Source organism: Duganella sacchari, assembly GCF_900143065.1.
Lineage (GTDB): Bacteria > Pseudomonadota > Gammaproteobacteria > Burkholderiales > Burkholderiaceae_D > Rugamonas > Rugamonas sacchari.
On the sequence record NZ_FRCX01000010.1, the window covers coordinates 1 to 18,779 of the forward strand.

Consider the following 18,779-nt stretch of genomic DNA (forward strand, 5'->3'; position numbering starts at 1 on the left):
CGTCTTGTCCATCATTCGGACCGGGGCATTCAATACTGCGCTACAGCCTACCAACAAATCCATCACCGTTATGGCATCGTATGCTCAATGACTGATGGATATGACTGCTATCAAAACGCCTTGGCCGAGCGGGTCAATGGAATACTCAAGACCGAGTTCCTTATCAGCAAACCGGCGAACCTGGAGCAGGCAGAGGTCATGATTCGCCAAGCAATCGCAATCTACAATACAAAGCGGTTACATACCGCCCTACAATACAAAACGCCCGATGAAGTCCATCGGGCGTCTTTAATGGAGCTTAGTTAGCGGGTAACGAAAAAGGCGGTTACCCGTCAACCTATTCCAGGACTAGTCACAAAGGCGATGTCTTCAAGACGCAATCGCCATTTGCGCCGCTCTGAATTATGCTCGCCGTAAGTCCGCGAGCGCAATACAGTGCCCTCCGGCAGGAACAGGCATTTCCATTGGTAGCCACGGGGGCTGCCCGGGTCCATCGTGGTGGAAAGTTGCTTCTGGTCGAGCAGGATATGGGTAGGCAGCTGCACGCTCATTGTGGTAAACATTCTCTTTTCTCCTCTCTTTTGCTCTCTTTTCCCCTATTTAGACCTCAAAAAGAGAAGGGAGTTCAAAAAGAGAGGAAAAGAGGGAGAAAGAGAGGAAAAGAGAGCTCAAAAGAGAAGGTTTACCACAGGGAGCCGGGAAGGACTCCCTGTATATACCTACACTTACTGGATCACGCGATAGCAAGGAGTGTAGGGTTTGCCAGCCAGCTTCATGCGGTGCTGGGCAACGAAGGATGCCAGCAGTGCGTCCATCGGCCCCATGATTTCCTTGTCGCCGTGGATCTCAAAGTGGCCGTGCTTCTCGATGGCGCGGATGCCCTCTTCCTTGACGTTGCCCGCCACCACACCCGAAAACGCGCGGCGCAGATGCGCCGCCAGCAGGTGCACCGGCTGGTTCTTGTGCAGGCTCAGGTTACGCATGTTCTCGTGCGTCGGCGGGAACGGGCGCTGGAACTCGGTGTCGATCTTCAGGCCCCAATTGTAGTAATACGCGTCGCTGCGGGTCTTGCGGAACTCGCGCACCGCCTTGATCCCCGCCTGCATTTCGCGCGCCACCAGCTCGGGATCGTCGATGATGATTTTATAGCGGCTCTGCGCCTCAGGCCCCAGCGTATCGTGGATGAACTGGTTGATCTGCACAAAATACTCGCGCGCCGTTTCCGGACCAGTAAACACCAGCGGGAACGGAATATCGGCATTATCCGGGTGCAGCAGGATGCCCAGGATATAAAGGATCTCTTCCGCCGTACCCGCGCCGCCCGGGAACACCACGATGCCATGGCCGGTGCGGACAAACGCTTCCAGACGCTTTTCAATGTCCGGCATGATGACCAGTTCATTGACGATAGGATTCGGCGACTCCGCCGCGATGATGCCCGGCTCCGTGATGCCGAGGTAGCGGCCGCGATGCAGGCGCTGCTTGGCGTGGCCGATGGTGGCGCCTTTCATCGGGCCTTTCATCGCGCCAGGGCCGCAGCCGGTGCAGATATCCAGGTCGCGCAGGCCCATCTCGTAGCCCACCTTCTTGGAGTAGTTGTACTCCTCGCGGTTGATCGAGTGGCCGCCCCAGCACACCACCAGGTTCGGATTCAGCATCGGCTTCAGCACGCCCGCATTGCGCAGGATGTGGAACACGGCATCGGTGATGCCTTCGGTTTTATCCAGGTCGAACTTGGGATTGTCGGTCACCTCATTGCTGACGAAGACGATATCCCGCAGCACCGCAAACAGGTGCTCGTGGATACCCTTGATCATTTTGCCGTCCACAAAAGCGATGGCTGGCGCGCCCTTGATATCGAGCTTGATGCCGCGCTCGCGCTGCACAATGCTGATGTCAAACGATTTATACCGTTCCAGCAGTTCCTTTCCATCGTCGATGGTGCTGCCGCAATTGAGCACGGCCAGCGCGCATTTGCGGAACACGTTATACAAGCCGCCCTGACTGGTATCAAGCAGCTTGTTCACTTCAGCCTTGGACAGAATTTCCAACTGTCCTTCCGGGGAAATCAGGGTATCGACAACGTCATATTCCATGATGCACAAATCCTATTCAGTTTCTATGAGTGCTGCGCCACCAATATACGACATCTGGGCCGCTTGTGGGGGCTGGTGAATTATTAACACAAATGATATTAGTTTGCAGGGACACCATCAAAAAGTGCGCCACACGCAGATTTGTAGATTACAATGGCGCGCAATTTGGCTGCCCCACAAGGGAAACCAGTTCCTTTTTGACCATAATTATTAGGAGAAGCCGCATGAGCGGTGCGACCACCACCACCCATAATACGGAAGCCGCGATTCCGGAATTTAAGCAGATCATGGGGCACCCTGCCCCGCTGTGGATGTTGTTCATGACCGAGTTCTGGGAACGCTTTGCGTTCTACGGCATACGCTGGGCCTTGGTGCTCTACGTGGTCGCCCAGTTCTACAACGGCGACTCGGCCGGCGAATCCTCCGCCAACCTCGTCTACGGCTCCTATCTGGCGCTGGTGTACGCCGCCGCGCTGTTCGGTGGTTATGTTGCAGACCGCGTGCTGGGCTACCAGCGCTCCATCCTGGTCGGTGCGGCCTTCATGGCCGCCGGCCTGTTCATGATTGCCTTCCCCGACGAGACCATCTTCAAGTTCGGCCTGGCCACGATTATTGTCGGTAACGGCATGTTCAAGCCCAACATCTCGACCATGGTCGGCAAGCTGTATAGCACCGGCGACACGCGCCGCGACTCCGGCTTCACGATTTTCTACATGGGCATCAACTCCGGCGCGCTGGTCGCACCGGTGCTGACCGAGTGGCTGGCATCGGCCATCTTTGGTACTGGCGGCATGCCGGCATACAAAGTGGTGTTCATGTCGGCCGGCGTCGGCATGCTGGTCAGCCTGGTATGGTTCTACATCGGCCGCCGCGGCCTCAAAGGCATCGGCGCACCGGATGCGCATAACGCCGATCCCAAGCGCCTCGCCTATGTGGTCATCGGCTCGCTGTGCGTAATCCCCGTGGTGTACTCGCTGCTGGCCGCCGGCGCCAAGAACCTGCAGGTGGTGCTGTCGATCCTGTTCGTGCTGCTGTCGGTAATGCTGCTGGTGGAAGGCGTCAAAAACGGCAAGGTCGCGCGCGACAAGGTCATCGCCATGCTGGTGATCTTCTTCTTCAACATCATGTTCTGGTGCTTCTTCGAGCAGGCTGGCAGCTCGTTCACCTTCCTGGCCGAAAAAATCGTCAACCGCGAAATGTTCAACTGGACCTTCCCGGTCGCCTGGTTCCAGACCGTAAACTCGCTGGCCATCATCACCTGCGCACCGATCATCGCGTTTATCTGGGTGGCCATGGGCCGCGCCAATCCGTCGATCCCGCGTAAATTCGGCCTGGGCCTGATCTTCAACGGCACCGCTTTCCTGCTGCTGATGTTCGCGCTGTCGAGCCTGGTGGACGTCAACAACAAGATCCCGTTCTGGACCCTGTTCATGGTCTATGTGCTGCAATCGATCGGCGAGCTGTGCCTGTCGCCGATCGGCCTGTCGATGGTGACCAAGCTGGCGCCGACCCGCCTGGTGGGCCTGGGCATGGGCGGCTGGTTCCTGTCGACCGGTATCGGCAACAACCTGTCGGGCATCTTCGCGTCGGCGGTGTCGGGCGAAGGCGGCATGTCGGTGCCATCGGCATTGCACGGCTACACCTTCGGCTTCTGGTCGCTGATGGCGGGCGGCGTGCTGCTGTTCCTGATCGCTCCGCTGATCCAGAAACTCATGCACGGTGTGAAGTAATCACGAGAACGGCGCCCGAGGGCGCCGTTTTTATTTGGGCCTACCTGGCCAGCGGATGGGCGTTGAGCCAGGCTTGCAGGGTGTCGGCAGTATCGGCCGGCAGGTGCAGGCCCAGTTTGCTGCGGCGCCACAGGATGTCCTGGGCACTGCGCGCCCATTCGTAGCGGCGCAGGTATTCCACTTCTGCCGCGTACAGGCCGGGCGCGATTTCCTCGCCCATGGCGGCGACGTCCGCGCGTTCGCTCAGCAAGGTATGGAGACGCGTGCCGTAAGCACGGCAGTAGCGCGCCACCAGCAGCGGCGGCAGCCAGTGGTAACGCGCCTGCTGGGCGTGCGTCCACTGGGTAAAGTCCCGCACCGAACGGTTTTGCGGCTCGGCGCCAAACAGGTCGCCGCCCGGCAGGCAGGCGTTGTGGGTCCAGCTGCCGTGACGGTTGTCGAGCGCCTTGGCGATGTGGTCCACCGCTTCTTCCGCCAGCTTGCGGAAGGTGGTGATCTTGCCGCCAAAGACGCTCAGGATCGGCGGCCCGTTGCTGTCCACTTCCAGCCGGTAGTCGCGCGTGACCGCCTTGGCGTCCGCGCCGTCTTCCACCAGCGGGCGCACGCCCGAATACGTCCACACCACGTCGGCCGGCACGATGGGCTGGGCAAAATACTGGCTGGCCAGTCCGCACAGATAACTGATTTCGTCTTCGCTGATGGCGACCTGGCCGGCATCGCCGTGGTAATCCAGGTCGGTGGTGCCGATCAGCGTGAAATCCTGCTCATACGGGATGGCAAACACAATGCGGCCGTCGGGATGCTGGAAGATGTAGGCGTTGTCGTGTTCAAAAATACGCTTGACCACAATGTGGCTGCCCTTGATAAGCCGCAGCCGGCCCGCCTCCTCGCGCGGCACGGCGCCGTGCAGCAGGCCGGCGGTCCACGGCCCTGCCGCGTTGACCACATAGCGTGCATTCACGCGGATCTGCCCGCAGCTGGGCTTGAACAGGGTGGCTTCCCAGTCGGCGCTTTTGCGCTCCAGTTTCTGGCATACGGCCTGGGTCAGGATGGTGGCGCCTTTCTCGCCGGCGTCGATGGCGTTCAGCACCACTAGCCGCGCATCATCGACCCAGCCATCGGAATAGATAAAGCCGCGCTCAAACTCCGGCTTGAGCGGCTGGCCCGCCGCGTGCCTGCGCAGATTAATGCCGGCCGATGCCGGCAGCAGCTCGCGCCGCGCCAGCATATCGTATAAAAACAGGCCGGCGCGTATCAGCCAGGCCGGCCGCTGGCCGCGCGCATGCGGCATCACAAAGCGCAGCGGCCACATGATGTGCGGCGCCGCGCGCAGCAGCACCTCGCGCTCGATCAGCGCCTTGCGCACCAGATTGAATTCGTAATACTCGAGATAGCGCAAGCCGCCGTGTATCAGCTTGGTGGACGCCGACGAGGTGTGCGACGCCAGATCATCCTTCTCGCACAACACCACCGACAGCCCGCGTCCGGCCGCATCACGGGCAATGCCGGCGCCATTGATGCCGCCGCCGATGACGAGGACATCACAATCGAGTATATGCTGCGGTTCCGCCATTTGGTCCCTTTGGAGCTGTATACCTGTACGTTACGACAAGTGACGCCAAGTAACAATAGCCATGATCTATAATCGCCCATACCTGTGCAACCACGAGATGATGTTTTGACAACCTCAACCTCCCCTATTCCCACCCCCACCTGGATCAACCGCCGCAATATGATACGTGCCGCCCTTGCCGCCGGCCTGGCCGCGCTGGTCGCCGCCGGCCTGCTGATCGCCTACCTGCTGCTGGTGGTGGCGCCCAACCTGCCATCGCTGGACGCAATTACCGACTACCGGCCGAAAATCCCGTTGCGCATCTACACCGCCGACAACGCCCTGATCGGCGAATTCGGCGAGGAACACCGCGACTTCATCGCCATCAAGGACATTCCGGAGATGATGAAAAAATCGGTGCTGGCAATCGAGGACAAGCGCTTCTACGAGCATAACGGCATCGACTGGAAACGCGCGCTGGGCGCGGCCAAGGCCAACCTGGGCGGCGCCATGCGCCAGGGTGGCTCGACCATCACCATGCAGGTGGCGCGCAACTTCTTCCTGACGCGCGAGAAATTCTACGGCCGCAAGCTGAACGAAGTCATGCTGGCCATGAAGATCGAGGCAGCGCTGAGCAAGGACCAGATCCTGGAACTGTATATGAACCAGATCTACCTGGGCCAGCGCTCGTTCGGCTTCGGCAGCGCCGCCCAGACCTATTTCGGCAAGCCGCTCAAGGAGCTGTCGGTGGCCGAAATGGCCATGCTGGCCGGCCTGCCGCAAAATCCGGCACGCCACAACCCGGCCGTCAATCCCAAGCGCGCCAAGCAACGCCAGCAGGTAGTGCTGCGCGCCATGCGCGATAACGACTACATCACCGAGCAGCAGTACCAGAAGGCGCTGCACGAAACCCTGCACATCAGCCGCAAGGGCCAGGATTTCGATGTCCACGCCGAATATGTGGCCGAGCTGGCGCGCCAGGCAGTCTACGCCCAGTTCAAGGAAGAGTCCTATACCAAGGGGATCAGCGTCTACACCACGATCCTGAAAGCCGACCAGAAGGCGGCCTACGAATCGATGCGCCGCAATGTGCTCAACTACGACCAGCGCCACGGCTACCGCGGTCCGGAAGCCGTCATCACGCTGCCGGCCGGCGAGGAAGAACGCGACGACGCCATCGAGGAAGCGCTGCAGAAGCGCCCCGGCAGCGACGGCCTGATTCCGGCCGTGGTGCTGGAAGCGGGACCGAAAGCGGTCAAGGTGCAAAACCCGTCCGGCGAAGAAATCACCATCAGCGGCGACGGCCTGAAACTGGCCGCCAGCGCGCTGACCGACAAGGCCAGGGAAAGCATCCGCCTGCGTCCGGGCGCCGTCATCCGCATCATGCAGGAGAAGAACGGCTGGAGCATCACGCAAGTGCCGCAAGTGGCGGCAGCGTTTGTGTCGATCGATTCGGTCACCGGCGGCTACCACGCCATGGTCGGCGGTTTCGACTACAACCTGCAGAAGTTCAACCACGTGACACAGGCCTGGCGCCAGCCCGGTTCCTCGATCAAGCCGTTCGTCTATTCGGCAGCGCTGGAGCGCGGCTTCTCGCCATCGACGCTGATCAACGACGTGCCGCTCGACCTGACCGGCGCCGAAACCGGCAACGAAGCCTGGTCGCCTAAAAACGACGACGGCAAGTTCGACGGCCCGATCACCATGCGCCGCGCGCTGGCCGAATCGAAGAACGTGGTCTCGGTCCGCATCCTGCGCGCCATCACGGTGCCGTATGCGCACGGCTACCTGGGCAAGTTTGGCTTTGACCTGGCCAAGCATCCGAAAAACCTGACCATGGCGCTGGGCACCGGCTCCGTCACGCCGGCGCAAATGGCCGGCGCCTACTCGGTGTTCGCCAACGGCGGCTACTCGGTCGAGCCCTACCTGATCGCCAAGATCGTCGACGGCGACGGCAAGATCATCCAGGAAGCCAAGCCGCGCACCACGCTGCCCGACGAGGCGCGCGTGCTCGATCCGCGCAACGCCTATGTGATGGACGCGATGATGCGTGAAGTCACGCGCAGCGGCACCGGCGCCGCCGTCGGCCGCCTGGGCCGCCCCGACCTGGCCGGCAAGACCGGCACCTCGAGCGACGCCATCGACGGCTGGTTCGCCGGCTACGGCGGCGGCATCGTGGCGGTATCGTGGATGGGCTACGACGATTCCAAATCGCTGGGTGGCAAAGAGTTCGGCGCCACCGTGGCGCTGCCGATCTGGATCGATTACATGAAGGTGGCGATGCAAAGCCGGCCGCCGCAGGAACGTCCGCTGCCGACCGGGCTGACGCAGGTGAACGGCGAATGGCTGTATGACGAGTTCACGGGCGACGCCGCGCGCCACACGCTGGACATGGACGACACGCCGGCCGGCGCCGAGAACGTCGAACCCGGCACGCCAGCCGCGCCGGCCACGCCGCCTGCGCCGGCGCCAGGCACGCAGCCCAACGCGGAAAATATCAGGCCGGTGCCGCCGGCCCGCTAAGCCGGGTTCAGGCCGACAGATAGCCGCGCATCATGCGCACGGCGCTGTCGGCAAAGGTATCCGGACTGATGTCGGCCGCGCGGTACTTCCAGCGCTTGACATACCAGTCCTGGAACATCGCCAGGATGTGCGCCGCCGCCAGTTCCGGGCTGCTGCCCGGCTGCGGCGGCAGCTGCGCGATGATGCCGGCAAACAGCGACTGCACATGCAGCTCCGACTCCTTGGCCGTGCCGCGCTGCTCCGCCTGCAGCACGCGCGAATCCATGAAGACGAAATAAAACCACGGCTGCAAAATCTCCGACACATAAATCGACGCCCGGATCAGCGCTTCCAGCTGGTCCAGCGGCGCGCTGACATCGCGGAACATCTTCGGCACTTCCAGCGTGGCGTGGCGCACCACGTCCTCGATCATCTCCGCCAGCTGGTCCTTGCTGGTGATATAGCCATACAGGCCGCCCATCGACAGCCCCGTCTCGCCGCACAGGTCGCGCAGGTTCATGGCGCGGAAGCCTACCTCGTTGGCCAGCTTGAACGTCGCGTTGAAGATTTTTTCCAGATTCTCCAGCGCCGGCTTGCGGCGCTTGACCGTGATGCGGTCGGCGTGGCGGTCCAGCAGATAGGCCCAGATATTGGCGCCGTCGAGCGGCGTCATCGCCTGAAATTGTTGGAAGTCGAATTGCGCAGGCAAGGTTGTCCCTGTAGTTTATTTTTTGACCGATTATAGCCTACGCGCCCGGGCGCGTTCACCAAGCCAGCAGATTGGCTTCTGGGGCCGTGCGTGCGGACTGCAAGGCCTTGACGCGGGTGCTACATTTTATTGACGGGGCCAGATCCCGGCATCACAACTACAACCATATCGGAGACCACCATGAGAAAACGCATTTGGCAGTACCTGACGTTGTGCCTAGCCCTGCTGAGCGCCCTGCCCGCCCCGTCGTGGGCGGCCGGCTACACCCAGACCAAATATCCCATCGTGCTGGTGCACGGCCTGTTCGGCTTTGACAATGTCGGCCCGGTCGACTATTTCTATGGCATCGCCAGCGCGCTGCGCAGCGGCGGCGCCACGGTCTACGTAACGCAGGTCTCGGCCGCCAATAGCACCGAAGTGCGCGGCGAACAGCTGCTGTTGCAGGTCAAGCAGATCCTGGCCGCAACGGGCGCAGCGAAAGTCAACCTGATCGGCCATAGCCATGGCGGCCCGACCTCGCGCTACGTCGCCTCCGTGCGTCCCGACCTGGTAGCCTCGGTCAGCAGCGTGGGCGGCGTCAACAAAGGTTCGCGCGTAGCCGACGTGCTGATCGGCGCCGTCCCGGATGTGACGTATAGCGTGGCCAATGCCGTCTCCGGCCTGATCAGCTTCCTGTCCGGCAGCCCGACCCTGCCGCAAAATGCGCGCGCAGCCGCCACCTCGCTGAGCACGGCCGGCACGCTGGCCTTCAACAGCCGCCATCCGGAAGGCGTGCCCACCTCCGCTTGCGGCGAGGGCGACTACCAGGTGCGCGGCGTGTACTACTTCTCGTGGAGCGGCGCCCAGCCGTACACCAATGTGCTCGACGCCAGCGACCCGGTACTGGCGCTGACGTCGCTGGCCTTCAACGGCGCCAAGAACGATGGCCTGGTCAGCAGCTGCTCCAGCCATCTGGGCCGCGTGATCCGCGACGACTACGCGCTCAACCACCTCGATGAAGTGAACCAGCTGATCGGCATTACCAATCTGTTCGAGACCAATCCGGTGACCATCTTCCGCCAGCAGGCCAACCGCCTGCAAGGACTGGGACTCTGATGCGGGCCGCGCTGCGCGTCGTGGTGTTGGCGGCCGTGGCAGCCGGCGCCGCCTGGCTGCTGTGGGCGCGCGGCGACGCGCCCACAGCAGCTGCCGCCACGTCCGCGCAGCGCGCCGCGCCAGAGCCGTTGCCGTTTGCCCGCTCCATGGCCGGCACGCACGCCGATGGCGACGTGCGCGCCAACGCCAACGACCAGCTGGAAGTCAACGCCGAACTGGCCTACCTGTTCGACTACTACCTGGCCGGCCTGGGCGAGCGGCCGCTGGACGCCATCCGCACCCAGATCATCCGCGAACTGGAACGCCGCCTGCGGCCAGCGCCGGCCGCCGAAGCTCGCCGCCTGCTGGACGCCTACCTGGCCTACAAGCGCGCGCTGGTCGATGTGGAACATGGCCTGCCGCCACCCGCCAATCCGGCCCAGGGCGCGCGCCAGCGCCTGAGCGCCATGCAGCAACTGCGCACCGCCTATTTCAGCAATGAGGAAATCGCCGGTCTGTTTGGCGCCAGCGACGCCTACGACCTGGACGCCATCGCCCGCCTCGACATCAGCAGCGACACCAGCCTGACCGCAACGCAGCGCCAACAGCGGCTGGCCGAGCTGGATGCCCGCTTGCCGCAGCAGGTACGGGAAGAAAAGGATGCGCCGACTAAAGTGATACGGCTGGAGGAATCGGTTAGCGCAGCGCGCGCACGCGGCGCCGACGACAACGAGGTCTACCGCATGCGCGCCGCCGCGCTGTCACCGGCCGCCGCCGCGCGCCTGGCCGATGTCGACCGCGAAGAAGCCGACTGGCAGCAGCGCATCAGCGCCTACCAGGCACAACGCAAGCAACTGCTGCAAAACACCGCCAGCGCGGCCAGCCTGCAGCAACTGCGCGACACCGGCTTCACGCCCGACGAACAAAAACGCCTGCCTGCCTATGAGTAGTTAATGCACATAGCGGGCAATGAAATACACGCCGCCCACCACCAATGAGGCGAAGCCGTAGAGCTTCCAGATATGGCCGATCAGCGCCTTGTGCAAATCGAGCTTGGTCTCCGCCAGGGCGGCATAAAACTCTTCGCGCTGTTTTGCCAGTGCGGCGTTGAAATACTCGCGCTGCTGCGCCAGCGCCGTATGAAAATCCTCGCGCTGTGTCGCCAGTGCCTGCTGAAACTCCAGCTTGTGTTCGTACAGCAGCGTCAAAATACGCTCATGACTGGCCTGCATTTCAGTCCGCAATGCATGAAAGTCGTCCTTCGTGGCCAAGCTGCTCTGCATCACGGCGACCTCCTTTTCCAATGCGCCTATCCGCACATCATAAGAATTTCTCGCACTATCTTCAAGCCGATGGTTTTCATTGGTGCCAAGCATGATCGCTCTCCTTGCAGATGAGCTGCCACGCTAGCACCGCCGCCACGCGCCACGATTGAGATAAATCATATAAAAAAAAGCAGCCCGAAGGCTGCTTCACTGTGCTGCTGCGCCAGATAGTGGCTTACTTTATTGTCGGTTAAAACTCTTCCCAGTCGTCCGCCGATGCGGTGGCCATTTGCCTGGCCGGCGCTTTGGCGGACACCGCTTTCAGCGTCGGCCGCGCCGCTGCAGCCACCACACGCGGTGCGGCGACGGCCGTCTTGCGCGCGGCCATCGGCTGCGCGCGCGGCACCATCGATTGATCCATGCGGAACACGCTCACCACCTCCGCCAGTCCCGCCGCCTGCTCCTGCAGGGACGCCGCAGCCGCCGCAGCCTGCTCCACCAGCGCCGCATTCTGCTGCGTCACCGTATCCATCTGCCCCACCGCCATATTGATCTGATCAATACCCGTGCTCTGCTCCTGCGTGGCCATGGTAATTTCGCCCATAATGTCGGTCACGCGCTGCACGCTGGTCACGATCTCGCCCATCGTCGCGCCGGCCTCTTCCACCAGCTTGCTGCCGGCGCCGACCTTCTCGACCGAATCGCCGATCAGCTCCTTGATCTCCTTGGCCGCTGCGGCCGAACGATGCGCCAGCGTCCGCACCTCGCCTGCCACCACCGCAAAACCGCGGCCCTGTTCGCCGGCACGCGCCGCTTCCACCGCCGCATTGAGCGCCAGGATATTGGTCTGGAACGCAATGCCGTCGATGACCGAAATAATGTCGACAATCTTGTTCGACGACGCGTTGATCGAATCCATGGTTTCCACCACGCGCGCCACCACATCGCCGCCGCGCTGCGCCACGCCGGATGCCGATTCCGCCAGCGTATTCGCCTGGCGCGCATTGTCCGCATTCTGGCGCACGGTGGACGTCAATTCCTCCATCGAGGATGCGGTCTCTTCCAGCGAACTGGCCTGCTCTTCGGTACGCTGCGACAGATCCAGATTGCCCGTGGCGATCTCCTGCGAGGCCGTGGCGATCGTATCCGTGCCATTGCGCACCTGGCCGACAATGCGGATCAGGCTGTCGTTCATACCCTTGAGCGCGCCCAGTAGCTGACCGGTTTCCTCGCTGGTGTGCACCTCGATGCGGCTGGTCAGGTCGCCCGACGCCACCGTCTGCGCCACGCGCACCGCCTCATTGATCGGATTGGTGATCGCGCCCGTGATATAGGCCGCGCAACCGATCGCCACCACCGCCGCAATCACGGCCGCAATCACCATCGCCCACTCGGCGCTGGTCACGGCCGCCATGCCCTCATCCACACTGCTGCTCGAGATATCCTCATTCAGGCGCTCGATTTTCATGAGCGTGGTTTCGGCCTTCTGGAACAGCGGGCGCGACTGGTTGTAGGCCTGGTAAAACTCGCCAAACAAATCCTTCTGCTTCTGCTCATCCTTGTTGGCCGCGAGCGCCGTGATGGTGGCGCCGATCTTGTCATCGACGTTTTTCCACTCGGCCCATTCGGCCGTGAACTGCTTCCACATCACCGCCTCTTCCGCCGTTTGCGGCAGCGGCTCGTAGCGCTTCCAGCCACGGTCGATATTTGCCCATGCCTTCTTGCGCATCTCGATCGCTTCTGCGAACTTGGCCTGCGCCTGAAAATCGTTGGAATAGGTACCCGCATACAGCGTGGCGGCCGCCACGGCCGTCTGGCCCTCGCTCATGACCAGCAGGCCCTGGATCGACGGCAGGCGCACCACGCCGATTTCGTTGACCGCACCGCCCACCTTGGCAATGCCGCGATAGCCGGCCGAGCCCACCACCAGCAAGGCCACCATCATGATCGCGACCAGCGTCGCCAGCTTCCACTTGATGAGTAAATTCTTGAACATTGCGCACTCCTGTCAGTGGACCGTCGGATAGATTTGGTGAATATTGTTCCTAGCCAACAATATGCGGCCCCAGCAACGGCGGCGTCAATGAGATTGTGGCGACTTGTGGCGCGGTGTTCACAATCTCAGCCGGCGGCGACTCGGTTGCGTCCTGCACGTTTGGCCTCATACATGGCGGCGTCGCCGGCGGAGATCAGGCGTATCAGATCGTAGTCGTGCTGATCGGAACAGACTACGCCCATGCTAGCCGTGTAGTTCACCGTCAGCTTGTCGAGCGACACCGCCTCCTGCTCGATGCGCGCACGCACGCGCTCCGCCACCCTCACAGCCGACGCCAGATCGACGCCATCGAGCACCAGCACGAACTCCTCGCCGCCAAAGCGCGCCAGCACATCATGCGGCCGCAGCTCCACCTTGACCACGCGCGCCAGATGGCGCAGCACCTCGTCGCCCACCGGATGGCCGTAGCTGTCGTTAATCACCTTGAAGTTATCGACATCGATCATGATGACCGCGATGCTGCGCTGCGCGCGCTGGGCGCGCAGGAACATGCGTTTGCCCTGCACCTCCAGGCCGGCGCGGTTCAGCGCCGCCGTCAGCGCATCCAGCGTCGACAGGCGCCGCAGCCGCTCCGCATAGCGCCACATCACCATCTGGATCAGGCCGAACGCGATGCAGACCTGCGCCAGCGGCACCACCAGCGCGCTCAGGCCGATCACCAGCGAACTGGCATCGTCGGCCGGATCTGCATCCACCACCATGTGCAGGCCGCGCAGGAACAAGGCCAGACCCAGCAAGGTAAAGCCGGCCACCGCGATGCCGGATACGCGCCAGCTGCCATGCCGCGCCACTGCGGCCGCGCAGATCCAGTTAAGCAGTGCAAAATAAAAACCGCTGAAGCACAGGCGCGCGCGCAGGCTCGGCTCCCCCAACGAGTAATACGCCGCCACCAGCACCGCAATCGCGGTAATGATGGCAATGCTGGTCCAGCTCAGCGAACTGGCGCAGTACACGCGCAGGCCGCGCAGCACCAGCGCCAGGCCGAACGCAATCACGCCGTAGCTCAGCGCGCTGTTGATGAAGACGGGCACGCTGTCGAAATTCCCCAGCGTCATGCCGACCGACACCGCCACATTGCCCACCGCCCACCAGCGCTGCTCTGGCGGACTCTGGGTGTAGCAGGCGGAGGCCACCAGCAACGCCGTGGTCAGCAGCGTGACGCAGATTTGGACCAGCAAAAGGGTATCGAGGTTCAGCACGCCAGCATCCATGGAAAGGTAATGTCAATGTAGCGCAGCGCCTGCCCCGAAGCAATCTATAAATTGCAAGAAAGAAATCAAATCCCGCCGCCGCGCCACGCATGGATAAGGTACAGTAATGCTCTTCGCAGATTACGCCCTACGCCATGCCCTACCCCATTGAACACAAGCTGGTCATCGGTATCGCCTCCAGCGCCCTGTTTGACCTGACCGCCTCGCACCAGGTCTACCTGGAAGGCGGCGCCGAAGCCTATCGCAAATACCAGGAACAGCAGATCGGCGCCATCCTCGACAGGGGCGTGGCCTTCCCCTTCATCCGCCGCTTCCTCAGCATCAACAAGCTGCATCCGGACACGGCGCCGGTGGAAGTGGTGCTGTTCTCGCGCAACTCGCCGGAAACCGGCCTGCGCGTGATGAATTCAATTGCCCACTACGGCCTGGATATTTCGCGCGCCTGCTTCCTGACCGGCGAATCGCCCTACCGCTATTTGCCAGCGTTCAACACCTCTTTATTTTTATCAGCAAATGAAGAAGACGTGCGGCGCGCACTGGACGCCCACTACCCGGCCGGCCTGGTGCTGCCCTCGCGCACCGAAGACGACGAGGCCGACGGCGAACTACGCATCGCCTTCGACTTTGACGGCGTGATTGCCGACGACGAATCGGAAACCGTCTTCAAGCGCAATAACAACGTTGACGAATTCCACGCTCACGAAACCGCGCGCGTGGCCATCCCGCACCAGCCCGGACCGCTGGCCGACCTGTTCCGCAAGCTGTCGCTGATGCAGCAGCTGGAAGAAGACGCCCAGCGCGCCGATCCCGCTTACCGGAAAGTCCTGCGCATCGCCATCATCACCGCCCGCAGCGCGCCGGCGCACGAGCGCGTGGTGACCACGCTCAAGAGCTGGGGCGTGTCGGCCAACGAAACCTTCTTCCTGGGCGGCATGGAGAAAGCCCGCGTGCTGGGCATTTTCAGGCCGCATATGTTCTTTGACGACCAGTTGAGCCACCTGCAATCGCCGGCCGGGAATATCCCGATGGTACACATTCCGTTTGGCGTGGCCAACCGCCGACAGCCTTGAGCATGGCTTGCTATAATAGGTGTCTGGATAACCGTTGAATGTATGTTGTGTCGTCAGCCTTAACAAAATCCATTCCCAAACCTGGCAACCGCTTTGCCCTGCCCGCGCTGCATGGCTCGGCGGATGCGTACGCATTGGCGCAAATTGCGCTGGACCTCAAATCGCGTGGCCAGATGCTGGCCATCGTCGTGGCATCGGCCAGCGACGCTCAACGCCTGCTGGATGAAATCCCGTGGTTCGGCGGCGAGCAGCTACGCTGCCACCTGCTGCCCGACTGGGAAACCCTGCCCTACGACGCCTTCTCGCCGCACCAGGATCTGGTGTCCGAGCGCCTGGCCACACTGCATGAAATCTCCAGCGGCCAGTGCGACGTCATGCTGGTCCCGGCCACCACCGCGCTGGTGCGTATGGCGCCGCCGTCCTTCCTGGCTGCCTACACCTTCTTCTTCCAGCAGGGCGAATCGCTGGACGAAGCCCAGCTCAAGGCGCAGCTGACGCTGGCCGGCTACACCCACGTCACGCAAGTGATGTCGCCGGGCGAGTACTCGGTGCGCGGCGGCCTGATTGACCTGTTCCCGATGGGTTCCGCGCTGCCGTACAGGCTCGACCTGTTTGGCGACACCATCGAAACCATCCGCACCTTCGATGCCGACACCCAGCGCTCGCTGTACCCGGTCAGGCAGGTGCGCCTGCTGCCGGGCCGCGAATTCCCGATGGACGAAGCGTCGCGCACCGCCTTCCGCAGCCGCTGGCGCGAGCATTTTGAAGGCGACCCGTCGCGCGCCGTGGTCTACAAGGACATCGGCGCCGGCATCGCCTCGGCCGGCATTGAGTACTACCTGCCGCTGTTCTTCGAACAGACCGCCACGCTGTTCGACTACCTGCCGCAAGGCGCGGTAGTCGCCACCGTGGGCGACATCGAAGCGGCCATCAAGCGCTTCTGGACCCATACCGCATCGCGCTACCGCTTTATCAAGTCCGACCGCGAGCGCCCCATCATGGCGCCGGAAGACCTGTTCCTCAACGAAGAGCAGTTCTTCGTGCTGGCCAAGCCGTATCCGCAGATCGCCGTGCGCAAGAATCCGGACGCCGGCGCCTCCGAGCTGTCGGCGCCAGTGCCCAACATCGCCGTCAACCGCCACCTAGACGATCCGCTGACCAATCTGCGCGGCTACCTGATGCAGTCCGGCAGCCGCGTGATGATCTGCGCCGAGTCCAACGGCCGCCGCGAAACGCTGCAGCAGTATTTCAACGAATACGACCTGGCGCTGGCGCCGGTCGAAGGTTTCGACGCCTTTGTCGCCTCGGACGCCAAACTGGCGCTGGGCGTGGCGCCGCTGCATGCCGGCTTCGAACTGGCCGCTGAGGGCGCACGCCTCATCTTCATCACCGAGACCGAACTGTATGCGGGCTCCGGCCGCCGCGTCGGCAAGAAGAAGCAGGAAGCCGTCACGCAAGTCGAGTCGATGGTGCGCGACCTGTCGGAGCTGAAGATCGGCGACCCGGTGGTCCACGTCAACCATGGCATCGGCCGCTACATGGGCCTGACCAGCATGGACCTGGGCGAAGGCGAGGCTGAATTCCTGCACCTGGAGTACGCCAAAGAGACCAAGCTGTATGTGCCAGTGTCACAGCTGCATGTGATCTCGCGCTACTCCGGCGCCTCGCCGGACGATGCGCCGCTGCACACACTCGGTTCCGGCCAATGGGAAAAAGCCAAGCGCAAAGCCGCCGAACAGGTGCGCGACACCGCCGCCGAACTGCTCAACCTCTACGCCCGCCGCGCGCTGCGCCAGGGCCATGCGTTTGAGTATTCGGCGCACGATTACGAACGCTTCGCCGACAGCTTCGGCTTCGACGAAACGCCGGATCAGCAGGAAGCCATCAACAACGTGGTGCGCGATATGACGTCCGGCAAACCGATGGACCGCCTGGTGTGCGGCGACGTCGGCTTCGGCAAGACCGAAGTGGCGCTGCGCGCGGCCTTCATTGCCGTCATGGGCGGCAAGCAGGTCGCCATCCTGGCGCCGACCACGCTGCTGGCCGAGCAGCATGCGCAAACCTTCGCCGACCGCTTTGCCGACTGGCCGGTGCGCATCGCCGAAATGTCGCGCTTCCGTACCGGCAAGGAAATCGCCCAGGCCATCAAGGGCATGGCTGACGGTACGCTCGACATCATCATCGGCACCCACAAGCTGCTGTCGGACGACGTCAAGTTCACCCGCCTCGGCCTGGTCATCATCGACGAGGAACACCGTTTTGGCGTGCGCCAGAAGGAAGCCCTGAAATCGCTGCGCGCCGAAGTCGACGTGCTGACGCTGACCGCCACGCCAATCCCGCGTACGCTGGGCATGGCGCTGGAAGGCCTGCGCGACTTCTCGGTGATCGCCACCGCGCCGCAAAAGCGCCTGGCGATCAAAACCTTCGTGCGCAGCGAGGGCGAGTCGATCATCCGCGAAGCCTGTTTGCGTGAGCTCAAGCGCGGCGGCCAGGCCTACTTCCTGCACAACGAAGTGGAAACCATCCAGAACCGCCTGGCCATGCTGACCGAGCTGCTGCCGGAAGCGCGCATCGCCGTCGCCCACGGCCAGATGCACGAACGCGACCTGGAAAAAGTGATGCGCGATTTCGTCGCCCAGCGCTACAACATCCTGCTGTGCACCACGATTATCGAAACCGGTATCGACGTGCCGACCGCGAACACCATCATCATGCACCGCGCCGACAAGTTCGGCCTGGCGCAGCTGCACCAGCTGCGTGGCCGCGTCGGCCGTTCGCACCACCAGGCCTACGCCTACCTGCTGGTACACGACCTGCAGTCGCTGACCAAACAGGCGCAGCGCCGCCTGGATGCGATCCAGCAGATGGAAGAACTGGGTTCCGGCTTCTACCTGGCCATGCACGACCTGGAAATCCGTGGCGCCGGCGAAGTCCTCGGCGACAACCAGTCCGGCGAGATGACGGAAATCGGCTTCCAGCTGTATTCCGACATGCTCAACGAAGCGGTGCGTTCGCTCAAGGCTGGCAAGGAGCCGGACCTGGCGGCGCCGCTGGCCACCACCACCGAGATCAACCTGCACGTGCCGGCGCTGCTGCCGGCCGATTTCTGCGGCGACGTCCACGAGCGCCTGTCCATCTACAAGCGCATGGCCAATTGCGCAACGCAGGACAAGATCGACGATATGCAGGAAGAGCTCATCGACCGCTTCGGCAAGCTGCCGGATCCGGTCAAGGCGCTGATTGAAACCCACCGCCTGCGCATCGCCGCCAAAACGGTGGGCATCATCAAGATCGATGCCCACACCGAGGCCGCCAATCTGCAGTTCATGCCCAAGCCGCCGATCGATCCAATGCGTATCATTGAGCTGATCCAGAAGAACCGCCAGATCAAGCTCAATGGCCAGGACAAGCTCAAGATCACTGCCGCCATGCCGGACCTGCCCGCGCGCGTCAGCCAGATCAAGGCCGCGATTAAACAGTTGACCGCATAACCAGACCATCGTACCGTGGCCAC

The 18,779-nt window shown here is 62.6% G+C and carries 14 protein-coding genes; 7 read left to right on the forward strand and 7 right to left on the reverse strand.

All coding sequences use genetic code 11. The annotated features are described in order from the left end of the window. The coding region (locus BUA36_RS21230; protein ID WP_139260600.1) for an integrase core domain-containing protein at positions 1 to 306 on the forward strand (306 nt) is incomplete at its 5' end. A 26-nt stretch (positions 307 to 332) separates the two neighbouring features. On the opposite strand, the gene BUA36_RS21235 is transcribed toward BUA36_RS21230, so the two are convergent. Together BUA36_RS21235 and ppnN are read right to left on the reverse strand one after the other, a co-directional pair. Then, positions 333 to 563 carry a hypothetical protein gene (locus tag BUA36_RS21235; protein WP_072787331.1) on the reverse strand — a complete coding sequence of 77 codons (231 nt, stop codon included), beginning with the start codon at positions 561 to 563 and terminating at the stop codon, positions 333 to 335. Between the two features lie 162 nt (positions 564 to 725). Continuing rightward, the gene (gene ppnN, locus BUA36_RS21240) at positions 726 to 2,096 is read right to left on the reverse strand and encodes a nucleotide 5'-monophosphate nucleosidase PpnN (RefSeq protein WP_072787530.1); all 1,371 of its coding nucleotides are present in this window, start codon (positions 2,094 to 2,096) and stop codon (positions 726 to 728) included. 224 nt (positions 2,097 to 2,320) lie between these two features. Here ppnN and BUA36_RS21245 point away from each other — a divergent pair, with 224 nt between their 5' ends. Beyond that, positions 2,321 to 3,826, forward strand: coding sequence for a peptide MFS transporter (locus tag BUA36_RS21245; RefSeq protein WP_072787332.1), 1,506 nt, complete (start codon positions 2,321 to 2,323; stop codon positions 3,824 to 3,826). Between the two features lie 40 nt (positions 3,827 to 3,866). On the opposite strand, the gene glpD is transcribed toward BUA36_RS21245, so the two are convergent. Continuing rightward, entirely contained in the window at positions 3,867 to 5,399 is a 1,533-nt protein-coding gene (gene glpD / locus BUA36_RS21250; RefSeq protein WP_072787333.1) for a glycerol-3-phosphate dehydrogenase, read from the reverse strand. Between the two features lie 159 nt (positions 5,400 to 5,558). Between glpD and BUA36_RS21255 the strand changes: the two genes are divergently transcribed. Then, a complete protein-coding gene (locus BUA36_RS21255) occupies positions 5,559 to 7,901 on the forward strand; it encodes a penicillin-binding protein 1A (protein WP_072787334.1) in 2,343 nt (780 codons plus the stop codon). 7 nt (positions 7,902 to 7,908) lie between these two features. Here BUA36_RS21255 and BUA36_RS21260 read toward each other — a convergent pair whose 3' ends face one another. Continuing rightward, positions 7,909 to 8,589: a TetR/AcrR family transcriptional regulator gene (locus tag BUA36_RS21260; RefSeq protein ID WP_229255771.1), complete on the reverse strand. Its 681-nt coding sequence runs from the start codon at positions 8,587 to 8,589 to the stop codon at positions 7,909 to 7,911. Positions 8,590 to 8,769: 180 nt separating this feature from the next. Between BUA36_RS21260 and BUA36_RS21265 the strand changes: the two genes are divergently transcribed. Both BUA36_RS21265 and BUA36_RS21270 read left to right on the forward strand, forming a co-directional pair. Then, entirely contained in the window at positions 8,770 to 9,684 is a 915-nt protein-coding gene (locus BUA36_RS21265) for a lipase family alpha/beta hydrolase (RefSeq protein WP_072787336.1), read from the forward strand. Then, positions 9,684 to 10,613 (forward strand): lipase secretion chaperone, encoded by a 930-nt coding sequence (locus BUA36_RS21270; protein ID WP_072787337.1) that lies wholly within the window; start codon positions 9,684 to 9,686, stop codon positions 10,611 to 10,613. Before BUA36_RS21265 ends, BUA36_RS21270 begins: the two co-directional genes overlap by 1 nt. Here BUA36_RS21270 and BUA36_RS21275 read toward each other — a convergent pair whose 3' ends face one another. From BUA36_RS21275 to BUA36_RS21285, 3 genes are all read right to left on the reverse strand, one after another. Then, positions 10,614 to 11,039, reverse strand: a complete 426-nt coding sequence (locus tag BUA36_RS21275; RefSeq protein ID WP_139260657.1) for a hypothetical protein — start codon at positions 11,037 to 11,039, stop codon at positions 10,614 to 10,616. A gap of 139 nt (positions 11,040 to 11,178) precedes the next feature. Continuing rightward, the gene (locus BUA36_RS21280; protein ID WP_072787339.1) at positions 11,179 to 12,924 is read right to left on the reverse strand and encodes a methyl-accepting chemotaxis protein; all 1,746 of its coding nucleotides are present in this window, start codon (positions 12,922 to 12,924) and stop codon (positions 11,179 to 11,181) included. A 125-nt stretch (positions 12,925 to 13,049) separates the two neighbouring features. Then, on the reverse strand, positions 13,050 to 14,183 hold the full coding sequence (locus BUA36_RS21285; protein WP_229255772.1) for a GGDEF domain-containing protein: 1,134 nt from the start codon (positions 14,181 to 14,183) through the stop codon (positions 13,050 to 13,052). Between the two features lie 146 nt (positions 14,184 to 14,329). Here BUA36_RS21285 and BUA36_RS21290 point away from each other — a divergent pair, with 146 nt between their 5' ends. Continuing rightward, positions 14,330 to 15,265: a 5'-nucleotidase gene (locus BUA36_RS21290; RefSeq protein ID WP_072787340.1), complete on the forward strand. Its 936-nt coding sequence runs from the start codon at positions 14,330 to 14,332 to the stop codon at positions 15,263 to 15,265. A 38-nt stretch (positions 15,266 to 15,303) separates the two neighbouring features. After that, positions 15,304 to 18,756, forward strand: a complete 3,453-nt coding sequence (mfd, locus tag BUA36_RS21295; protein ID WP_371851476.1) for a transcription-repair coupling factor — start codon at positions 15,304 to 15,306, stop codon at positions 18,754 to 18,756. Positions 18,757 to 18,779: the final 23 nt, after the last annotated feature.

Excerpts from the sequence above, each read along its gene's own strand:
- BUA36_RS21235 (WP_072787331.1), bottom strand. The coding sequence starts at position 563 with ATGTTTACCACAATGAGCGTGCAGCTGCCTACCCATATCCTGCTCGAC.
- ppnN (WP_072787530.1), bottom strand. The coding sequence starts at position 2,096 with ATGGAATATGACGTTGTCGATACCCTGATTTCCCCGGAAGGACAGTTG.
- BUA36_RS21245 (WP_072787332.1), top strand. The coding sequence starts at position 2,321 with ATGAGCGGTGCGACCACCACCACCCATAATACGGAAGCCGCGATTCCG.
- glpD (WP_072787333.1), bottom strand. The coding sequence starts at position 5,399 with ATGGCGGAACCGCAGCATATACTCGATTGTGATGTCCTCGTCATCGGC.
- BUA36_RS21255 (WP_072787334.1), top strand. The coding sequence starts at position 5,559 with ATGATACGTGCCGCCCTTGCCGCCGGCCTGGCCGCGCTGGTCGCCGCC.
- BUA36_RS21265 (WP_072787336.1), top strand. The coding sequence starts at position 8,770 with ATGAGAAAACGCATTTGGCAGTACCTGACGTTGTGCCTAGCCCTGCTG.
- BUA36_RS21270 (WP_072787337.1), top strand. The coding sequence starts at position 9,684 with ATGCGGGCCGCGCTGCGCGTCGTGGTGTTGGCGGCCGTGGCAGCCGGC.
- BUA36_RS21275 (WP_139260657.1), bottom strand. The coding sequence starts at position 11,039 with ATGCTTGGCACCAATGAAAACCATCGGCTTGAAGATAGTGCGAGAAAT.
- BUA36_RS21280 (WP_072787339.1), bottom strand. The coding sequence starts at position 12,924 with ATGTTCAAGAATTTACTCATCAAGTGGAAGCTGGCGACGCTGGTCGCG.
- BUA36_RS21290 (WP_072787340.1), top strand. The coding sequence starts at position 14,330 with ATGCCCTACCCCATTGAACACAAGCTGGTCATCGGTATCGCCTCCAGC.
- mfd (WP_371851476.1), top strand. The coding sequence starts at position 15,304 with ATGTATGTTGTGTCGTCAGCCTTAACAAAATCCATTCCCAAACCTGGC.